We start from the raw sequence: 8,524 nt of genomic DNA on the forward strand, positions 1-8,524 counted from the left end.
TTAGGTTGTGAGAAAGCCTGGTTGCCCTAATGCAGTCAGGCTTTCTCTGTAATAAAAAAAGCCGCAAATTCAGAAAATACAACCTGAATTTGCGGCTTAAACTATAGGTTTTAAATTTAATCCTTAAGATCTACCGATTCTTTCTGAATCCCGGCCCGGTCTTTATTTTTTACATATTTCTCTAACCATTGGTCCTGTTCCCATAACACGTGAAGCACCGATTCTTTTGCGCTATAGCCGTGACTTTCCTTAGGCAGCATCACTAACCTGGCAGTTGCCCCTAGTCCTTTCAAGGCATTGAAATAACGCTCACTCTGCATAGGGTAGGTTCCCGAGTTGTTATCGGCCTCGCCGTGAATCAATAAAAGCGGCGTTTTCATCTTATCGGCGTGCATAAAGGGAGACATATTGTAGTAAACCTCGGGGGCTTCCCAGTAATTTCTCTCTTCACTCTGGAAGCCAAAAGGGGTAAGGGTTCGGTTGTAGGCCCCGCTACGGGCAATTCCCGCCGCGAAAAGATTGGAATGCGAAAGCAGGTTGGCCGTCATAAAAGCTCCGTAACTATGGCCGCCAACAGCAACGCGTTCGCGATCGATGTATCCCAATTCGGCTACGGCGTCTATGGCCGCTTTTCCGTTGGCTACCAATTGCTCTCTAAAACTGTCGTTTGGCTCTTCTTCGTCTTCTCCAATAATCGGGAAACTGGCGTCATCTAAAACCACATATCCGCGGTTTACCCAGTAAATTGGCGAACCATAATAGGGATAGGTGAAATCGTTGGCATTTGAAGTATTCTGTGAAGCCGAATTTCTATCCTTAAATTCACGTGGATAAGCCCACACGATCATAGGCAGCTTTTCAGGGTTTTCTTTATCGAAGCCGGCGGGTAGATACAGAGTTCCGTTTAGCTCGAGACCATCTTCACGCTCGTAGGTAATTACTTCCTTGCTTACGTCTTCCAGGCTTTTGAAAGGATTTTCAAAAGAAGTAATTTGATTAAGACTTCCTGAATTCAGGTCTCTTATATAATAATTCGGATATTCTGTGGCAGCCTCGATACGTACCAGAATTTTACCATTTTCGATATCCAGAGCCTCTACAAGACTTTCTTTTTTATCGTTATACTCAGATTGGTAGAGGCGCTCGGTTTCGGCATTTTCCAAATTGATTTTATCGGCAAAAGGAAACTGTCCTTCTTCGGTATACCCCGCACCCAATAGAAAAGCGTGACTATCATCCAGTTTCAATACATTTTGTCCCCACTCATTTTTAGTGGTCACAAAACGACCCGGGTCACTGTAACGATCCTGGTAATTCCTGTCGAAAATCACTTCGGGTGCTTTTGAAGGATTCGACGGATTAAAAACATAGGTTCGGGTATTTCGGTTATTCCACCAATAATCATCTACTACGGCCATCTCGTCGTTCCCCCAGGTAATTCCGCTGAAGCGATCTTTGGTTTTTAAAAGCGCGGTGCCGTCACCTTTAAACGGAGCTTCAAGAAGGTAAACTTCATCTCTAAATTCAACTTCATTTTCAGGATCCCCTTCGTCTAAAGCTTTTACATACACCAAAGTCGCCGGGTTATCACTTCGCCAACGAAAACTGCGTTTCCCGGTTTGGGTAGCCATAAAACCTTTAGGAAGATCTTCCAGCAGAGGCTCGTCGTTTACCTGGTTTACCAATTCTCCCGATCTTTTGTAAACATTTGTTTCTGAAGGAAATCTGTAATAGGGCACCAGGTAACTGAAGGGTTTTTTAATATGATTTACCATCACATACTCTCCATCGGGAGAAAATGAAATGCTGCCATACATTTTAGCATCCATCCATTTTTCTGAAGTACCATCGAGCTTAACCTTAAGCAGTTCAGATCTCGCCAGCTGTTCGAAATTATATTCATCGTTCGGATTTTTAAGCAAATCCTGGTAGGTTCTGTTTTGAGCTTCTTTCCCATCGCTTACAGAAACTGTAGGCCCGGTGGGTACCGCTGTTTCAGCGTCTATTAAATCTTTTCGATCCTGCGGAAGCATCTTTACAAGCAGCGCCGAATTATCCTTAAACCAGTTAATCGTGTTCCCCATATTGGCATTTAACCTGGCTTCAGTTAATCGTTTAGCCGAAGCATTTTCAATATCGGCTACCCAAAGTTCAACTCCGGAATCGGTGGTGTGGGTGAATGCTATTTTAGTTTCATCTGGAGACCAGGAAAAATTCGTAAGCCGCGGACTTTCAGGCAGCCCGGTAATTTGGGTAGGATTTTCAGCATCAATAGCTTTAACCTCCAAATTGTTGTAATACGTAGCCCGGCTGCTAATATTGGTCACGGGATTTATACGAAGTCCGCCAAGGCGCATTTCCTGCTCGCTAAGCTCGGCAATAGATTTATACTGGTCGCGGTAAAGAAAAACCATCATATCGCCCTCGCTGTTCACAATAGTAGCAGGCGCCAGCGGCACATCAACCAGGTCAAGAATTTCCTGAGGAGGTTTTTGATAGGTAAGATTTTCCTGGGCAAACAGACCGGCAGAAAAAACGATAAAACTGCAAATACTTAAAATTTTCTTCATAGGTGGAATTTTAGAGAAGATGAATAAAAAACTATAAAATCGTAAAAATGTTAATCTTTGCTATATTGCAGGGGTCATTTTTACTAAATGCTTAAATTTAAGTTGATTCAGCAATTTAAGAATTATCCGGAAAAACCAGGAATTTCCATAGAGTTTATTGCAAAGTTGTAGAAGGACTAAAGTTATGGTGAATAAAGTTTTAATATTCTAAAGATAAGTTATGTATCAGTCAAAAATAGCCGGCCTTGGTAGTTATGTGCCTGAGAATGTGGTGACCAACGATGATTTGGCCAAAGTAATGGATACCAACGATGCCTGGATCCAGGAACGAACCGGGATTAAGGAAAGAAGGCATATTAGAAAAGGCGATGGCAACACTACGGCTACAATGGGCGTAAAAGCTGCAAAAATCGCCCTGGAACGCGCCGAAATTTCTAAAGATGAGGTCGACCTTATAGTTTTTGCCACCCTTAGTCCAGATTATTACTTTCCAGGCTGTGGGGTGCAGGTGCAGGAAATGCTCGATATTAAAACCTGCCCGGCTCTGGATGTAAGAAACCAGTGTAGCGGATTTGTTTACGGCCTCTCGGTTGCCGATCAATTTATAAAAACCGGAATGTATAAAACCGTGCTTGTGATTGGAAGTGAAAATCACAGCGGGGGCCTCGATTTTTCTACCCGTGGAAGATCGGTTTCAGTAATTTTTGGCGATGGGGCAGGAGCCGCGGTACTTACCCGCAGCGACCATAATGGTGAGGGAATTCTTTCTACACATTTGCATTCTGAAGGAAAGCACGCTCTGGAGCTCTCATTAAAAGGCCCCAGCACTATGCATTGGGTACCGGAGATTATTGCTGAAAATCCGCAGGGAGATGATATCCCATATTATCCATATATGAACGGGCAGTTTGTATTTAAAAATGCAGTGCAGCGTTTTTCTGAAGTGATTCACGAAGGTTTGCAGGCAAACGGATTAGAGGTTAAAGATATAGATATGCTCATCCCGCATCAGGCGAATTTGCGCATCTCGCAGTATATTCAGCAAAAATTCAAGCTTAGCGATGAGCAGGTTTTTAATAATATTCAGAAATACGGAAATACTACTGCGGCCTCCATTCCAATTGCGCTTACTGAAGCCTGGGAGCAGGGCAAAATAAAAAATGAAGATATCGTGGTTTTGGCAGCTTTTGGTAGCGGCTTTACCTGGGCCAGCGCCGTGATAAGCTGGTAAATGTCTAAGAATTACATTTAAAAAATGCCGGGTTATCCCGGCATTTTTGTTATTTATATTTCCAGTATTTGTAGAGATCATAGATCCCGAAAGCGATAAAGCCGACAGAGAGAATTAATCCAAAGGTATCGGTTTCTGCGGCGGTGCTGTGCTGGTAAAGTCTAAAACTACCATAACCTAAAAATGCAATGCCCAGCACGAGATTCCAGATATTTCGTCGTTGTGGCAGGTGCTCCCTATTGCTCATCGGTATAATCTTTCGGAAAGGTGGTTTTTGCAATATTTAAAGCTTCATCATAATGGCTTTTTATTACAAATAATTGTACCTGTCCCGGCAGGCCTCCGCCAAATCCGGCGCGCAGGCCAGAGTCGAAATCATTTCTCACCCTGGAATTAATTCCCGCCTTGTCAAAGAGTTCCTGTAAATATTGTACGTTGGTTTCCGAACCTGTATACACCCGTTCGTATGAATCTTCTGAGCTCATAATTTTTGGTTTTTTGTAATCCTAAATTACGAAGTATAGCCGTAGAAGTGGGGCTATTTAAACAGAGTTTAACGTTCTAGGCGTTATAATACCGGCTTTGCCATATAGCCGAATTAAAATTCTTGCCATATTTCACTCCGTAGAATATTGCCAGCCCGGCCACCCATTTAAAAATGAAAAAGAAAATCATTATAAATTCGGTGGTGCTTTGTTTGGGGCTAAACAGTCCATCTGGCACTAAAAAGGCTATAAGAAGGCTTCCAAAAAGCAGCACAAAAGCGAAATGCTCCAAACTGCGAAACGGCCACATTAAAATTTTGCGAAGCGGGTGCAGGTCGTTGCCCCAGCTATGAATCAAATAAAAGTAGTCATTCCCCATAGGAGCAAACAGCAAAGGGTCGTCGGCATTTTCGAGCTTCAGCAATTTGGAGGGGGCGATAATTTTAAAGTTTTTGAGCCTGGTTTGATGCTGTCTTTCCAGTTTTTTTATTTCTGAAATAGCTTCCGCAGGAATTTCGGCTTTGAAAAAACTGCTGTGCAGAAATCTTAAGCGGTATTCAATACAAATTTTTTCGATATCCCTTAAATGATAAATGCGGCTGCTATCCAGGAGATCAATATCAAAATGATTAATATCTCCTGAATCTCCTGAGTTCAATTCCTGCTTGATCTGCTTTGTTTTGTTGTCGTTTTCCTCCCAAATTCGATGAATTTCGGCGAGCAAATCCTGGCTGGTAATTCTTTTATTTCGGGTTTGCGATATTTTCGAAGCCACATTTACCCGGGCGAGTTTCCACTTCATAATCTTTTTCATTAGTAATGCCCACTAATTTAAGTATTTAGCTTAAAACTTACAATCTAAATATTGGCCCCGAGGCTTCAACAAATTTAAAAAATTTTCAAATAGGCCTTGAGAACAGGCTTTATTCCTGTTAACAAAATACGAAAGTGGGCAAATTCTTTTCAGAAAACTCAGAGAAGAATTAATTTGAATAAAAAATCAATGTTATGAGTAAATTCAACAAGTTATTTTTAATGCTTTTCCTGCCAGCTCTTTTGGCTTCCTGTGGTTCTTCAGACATAAGTAAAGAAGCCGCCAGAAGCCTCAAAAATTATGATACCTATTCGTATTTACCCAATAAAGACACCATTCTTTCCAGAGAATTTAATAATAACCGGGTGCAGGGGATTATTGTAGAAACTATCAATGCGAATATGAGAAGTAAGGGGTATAGCCTGGATAATCGTAACCCTGATATTGTGCTTCACGTGCATACAATGTTCGATGAAAAAGTCGCTGTAAATGCGAATCCTGTATATACCGATTATTCCTATTACCGCCCGGGCCATTATATAGGTCCTTACTATGAAGACTATACCTATGAAAATTATTTTACGATTCAACGGATTACCGGGAACAGGGTAAAACAAATGCCTTACCGGGAAAGAAGTATAGTGATCGATTTCATAGACCGTCGTACAAATGAAATTCTATGGAGGGCGACTTCTAAAGAAGAAATTGGAACCCGCAGGTTAGACAGGGACCTTAGGCGTTATGTAGATGAAATCTTTAAGAAATTCCCATAGTTGTGGAATGTATAAACAAAAAAATCCGTGTTGAAAGACACGGATTTTTTTTATGCAATTATTGCTGAAGTTATCTAAGACTGGCGCCCAGCTCTTTTTCGTAACGCTGTTGCAGCTTATCCATCATTTTATCTACCTGTTTATCGGTAAGGGTTTTATGTTCATCCTGAAATTTGAAGCTCACGGCATAACTTTTCTTTCCTTCCGGAAGGTTTTTACCCTGGTACACATCAAAAAGGCTCACTTCTTTAAGCAATTGCTTGCCGGTTTGCAGAGCGATCTCCTCGATTTGATGGTAGGCCACAGCTTCGTCCAGCAATAGGGCAAAATCTCTTCTCACTTCAGGGTACTTCGGAATTGCTGTAAATTTGTTTTGTTGAGTAGCCGAAACTTCAAGTACCGCATCCCAGTTAAAATCTGCAAAAAGCACTTCCTGATTAATATCGAAATGCTTCAGCACCTTAGATTTAACCACTCCAAATTCTACCAGTTTTTTCTTTTTCGAATGTAGTTCCAGGCCTTCAGAAAACAAGTCTGATGAAAGGCTTTTGCTCTTTAATTTTTCGATTCCTAATCTGGCAAAAATGCTTTCAACTACTCCTTTCAGGTAGAAAAAGTTACCGGTTTGGGAAGTGGTGTTCCAGGCTTCAGGATTTTTATCACCCGAAATAAAAACAGACAGATGCTTGTTTTCGATTCTTTTTCCGGAGAAATCGTGATAGGTTTTTCCGAATTCAAAAAGTTTAAGATCTTTTCGTTTTCGGTTAAGATTATAGCTTACTGGCTCGAGCCCGCTAAAGAGCAAAGACTGTCTCATCACGCCAAGGTCCTGGCTTAGGGGATTCAACATCTCCACGTTGTTGGCCTCGTTGATCTGTTCGCTAAGTTTGGTGTAGGCCGAGGTGGTCAAAGAATTGGCCATAGTCTCGAAAAAGCCCTGACTTACCAATTGATTGGCGATAAGGTTTTGCAGCTTGTAATCTTCAAATTTTGAAGAAATCGCCACTGAAGCATTCAGCTTTTCGCTGAATTTTATGTTGTTATAGCCGTAAACCCTTAGAATCTCCTCGATTACATCGGCCTCGCGATGCACATCTACACGATAGGAAGGAATGGTTAGGCCCATCCCGGTTTCGGTAACATTGTTCACCCTGATTTCCAGGGAAGCCAGGATAGATTTAATGGTTTCTTCTTCCAGGTTTTCTCCAATGAGTTTATTGACCTTATCGAAGGTTAAAAACACCTGGAAATCTTCTATCTTTTTGAAATATAAATCGTCTATATCGCTGGTCACCTCGCCGCCGGCCAATTCGCAAATTAGAAGCACGGCGCGCTTGAGAGCATATTCGGTAATGTTCGGGTCTATACCTCTTTCAAAGCGGAAAGAAGCATCGGTATTCAAGCCGTGTCTTTTGGCTGTTTTACGAATACTCACCGGATTAAAATAAGCGCTTTCTAAAAATACCTGGGTGGTATTTTCGGTTACTCCGCTTTCTATTCCACCAAAAACTCCGGCAATACACAAGGGTTTTTCAGCATCGCAGATCATTAGATCTTCTTCGTGTAGTTCGCGCTCCACCTCGTCTAAGGTGGTGAATTTGGTACCCGATTTCAGGGTTTTTACATTTATTTCCTGGCCTGCAATTTTCCCCGCATCAAAAGCGTGTAAAGGTTGTCCCAATTCGTGCATCACGTAATTGGTGACATCTACAATATTGTTTTTGGGAGTAAGACCAATAGATTTTAATCGGTTCTGAAGCCATTTTGGCGAAGGCCCTACTTTGATGTCAGAAATGGTCACGCCACAATACCTGGGAGCCAGGCTTGAATCTTCTACTTTAATCGGAATTCTAAGACTGCGGTTATCTACGTGAAAACTACTTACAGATGGGGTGATAAGCTCCAGGTGCTGATTTTGTTGCTGGTAGCCTGCCTTTAGATCACGGGCCACACCCCAGTGGCTCATCGCATCGGCACGGTTTGGAGTAAGACCGATTTCGAAAATATGATCGCTTTCTACCTCAAAAATTTGTGCGACCGGTTTACCGGGTTGCAAGTCATTATCCATCACCATAATGCCCTGGTGGCTATCGCCAAGACCCAATTCTTTCTCTGAACAAATCATTCCGAAGCTGGCTTCCCCACGAATTTTCCCTTTTTTGATGGGCCAGGCTTCCCCTTTTTCATCATACAGGGTAGTACCTATAGTAGCAACCGGCACTTTTTGACCTGCAGCCACATTGGGGGCTCCACATACAATTTGAAGTTCCTCGCCATTTCCTATATCTACACGGGTAAGTTGAAGTTTATCGGCATTGGGATGCTTTTCGCAGCTGGTTACCAGGCCAACCACGATCCCTTCCAGACCGCCTTTAATGCTTTCAAATTTTTGAATTCCTTCTACCTCCAGACCCAGGTCGGTAAGTAAAACCCCTGTTTCTTCAGGATTTTCAGGTAATTTGATGAATTGTTTAAGCCAGTTATAAGAAATCTTCATTTAGTAGAATTTTGCAGGCAGCAAAGATAGCATTACCAATAATTTTGGCATAATTTCAGGTTTTAATTTTCTAATATAAAGAGGCTGTCTGAAAAGGCAGTCTCTTTTTTATTGGAAATAATTCAGGATAGTATTATTTTCATGGTATGAAAGC

The 8,524-nt window shown here is 41.9% G+C and carries 7 protein-coding genes; 2 read left to right on the forward strand and 5 right to left on the reverse strand.

All coding sequences use genetic code 11. The features are described from left to right. Nucleotides 1-116 precede the first annotated feature (116 nt). Nucleotides 117-2,570: a S9 family peptidase gene (locus tag ACW6QP_RS14745; protein ID WP_457911642.1), complete on the reverse strand. Its 2,454-nt coding sequence runs from the start codon at nt 2,568-2,570 to the stop codon at nt 117-119. Between the two features lie 220 nt (nt 2,571-2,790). Here ACW6QP_RS14745 and ACW6QP_RS14750 point away from each other — a divergent pair, with 220 nt between their 5' ends. Beyond that, nucleotides 2,791-3,801 (forward strand): 3-oxoacyl-ACP synthase III family protein, encoded by a 1,011-nt coding sequence (locus ACW6QP_RS14750; protein ID WP_457911643.1) that lies wholly within the window; start codon nt 2,791-2,793, stop codon nt 3,799-3,801. Between the two features lie 49 nt (nt 3,802-3,850). Here the strand turns inward: ACW6QP_RS14750 and ACW6QP_RS14755 are convergent, their stop codons facing one another. The 3 genes from ACW6QP_RS14755 to ACW6QP_RS14765 form a co-directional block, all read right to left on the reverse strand. Further along, a complete protein-coding gene (locus ACW6QP_RS14755) occupies nt 3,851-4,048 on the reverse strand; it encodes a hypothetical protein (protein WP_457911644.1) in 198 nt (65 codons plus the stop codon). Beyond that, nucleotides 4,038-4,286 (reverse strand): putative signal transducing protein, encoded by a 249-nt coding sequence (locus tag ACW6QP_RS14760; RefSeq protein WP_457911645.1) that lies wholly within the window; start codon nt 4,284-4,286, stop codon nt 4,038-4,040. The genes ACW6QP_RS14755 and ACW6QP_RS14760 overlap by 11 nt, the downstream gene beginning before the upstream one ends. A gap of 76 nt (nt 4,287-4,362) precedes the next feature. Then, nucleotides 4,363-5,100, reverse strand: a complete 738-nt coding sequence (locus ACW6QP_RS14765; protein WP_457911646.1) for a hypothetical protein — start codon at nt 5,098-5,100, stop codon at nt 4,363-4,365. Nucleotides 5,101-5,294: 194 nt separating this feature from the next. Between ACW6QP_RS14765 and ACW6QP_RS14770 the strand changes: the two genes are divergently transcribed. Beyond that, on the forward strand, nt 5,295-5,873 hold the full coding sequence (locus ACW6QP_RS14770; protein WP_457911647.1) for a DUF4136 domain-containing protein: 579 nt from the start codon (nt 5,295-5,297) through the stop codon (nt 5,871-5,873). A 70-nt stretch (nt 5,874-5,943) separates the two neighbouring features. On the opposite strand, the gene pheT is transcribed toward ACW6QP_RS14770, so the two are convergent. Then, nucleotides 5,944-8,370, reverse strand: coding sequence for a phenylalanine--tRNA ligase subunit beta (pheT, locus tag ACW6QP_RS14775; RefSeq protein WP_457911648.1), 2,427 nt, complete (start codon nt 8,368-8,370; stop codon nt 5,944-5,946). Between the last annotated feature and the right edge of the window lie 154 nt (nt 8,371-8,524).

It is taken from the genome of Salegentibacter haimaensis (assembly GCF_054121495.1).

Excerpts from the sequence above, each read along its gene's own strand:
- ACW6QP_RS14745 (WP_457911642.1), bottom strand. The coding sequence starts at position 2,570 with ATGAAGAAAATTTTAAGTATTTGCAGTTTTATCGTTTTTTCTGCCGGT.
- ACW6QP_RS14750 (WP_457911643.1), top strand. The coding sequence starts at position 2,791 with ATGTATCAGTCAAAAATAGCCGGCCTTGGTAGTTATGTGCCTGAGAAT.
- ACW6QP_RS14755 (WP_457911644.1), bottom strand. The coding sequence starts at position 4,048 with ATGAGCAATAGGGAGCACCTGCCACAACGACGAAATATCTGGAATCTC.
- ACW6QP_RS14760 (WP_457911645.1), bottom strand. The coding sequence starts at position 4,286 with ATGAGCTCAGAAGATTCATACGAACGGGTGTATACAGGTTCGGAAACC.
- ACW6QP_RS14765 (WP_457911646.1), bottom strand. The coding sequence starts at position 5,100 with ATGAAAAAGATTATGAAGTGGAAACTCGCCCGGGTAAATGTGGCTTCG.
- ACW6QP_RS14770 (WP_457911647.1), top strand. The coding sequence starts at position 5,295 with ATGAGTAAATTCAACAAGTTATTTTTAATGCTTTTCCTGCCAGCTCTT.
- pheT (WP_457911648.1), bottom strand. The coding sequence starts at position 8,370 with ATGAAGATTTCTTATAACTGGCTTAAACAATTCATCAAATTACCTGAA.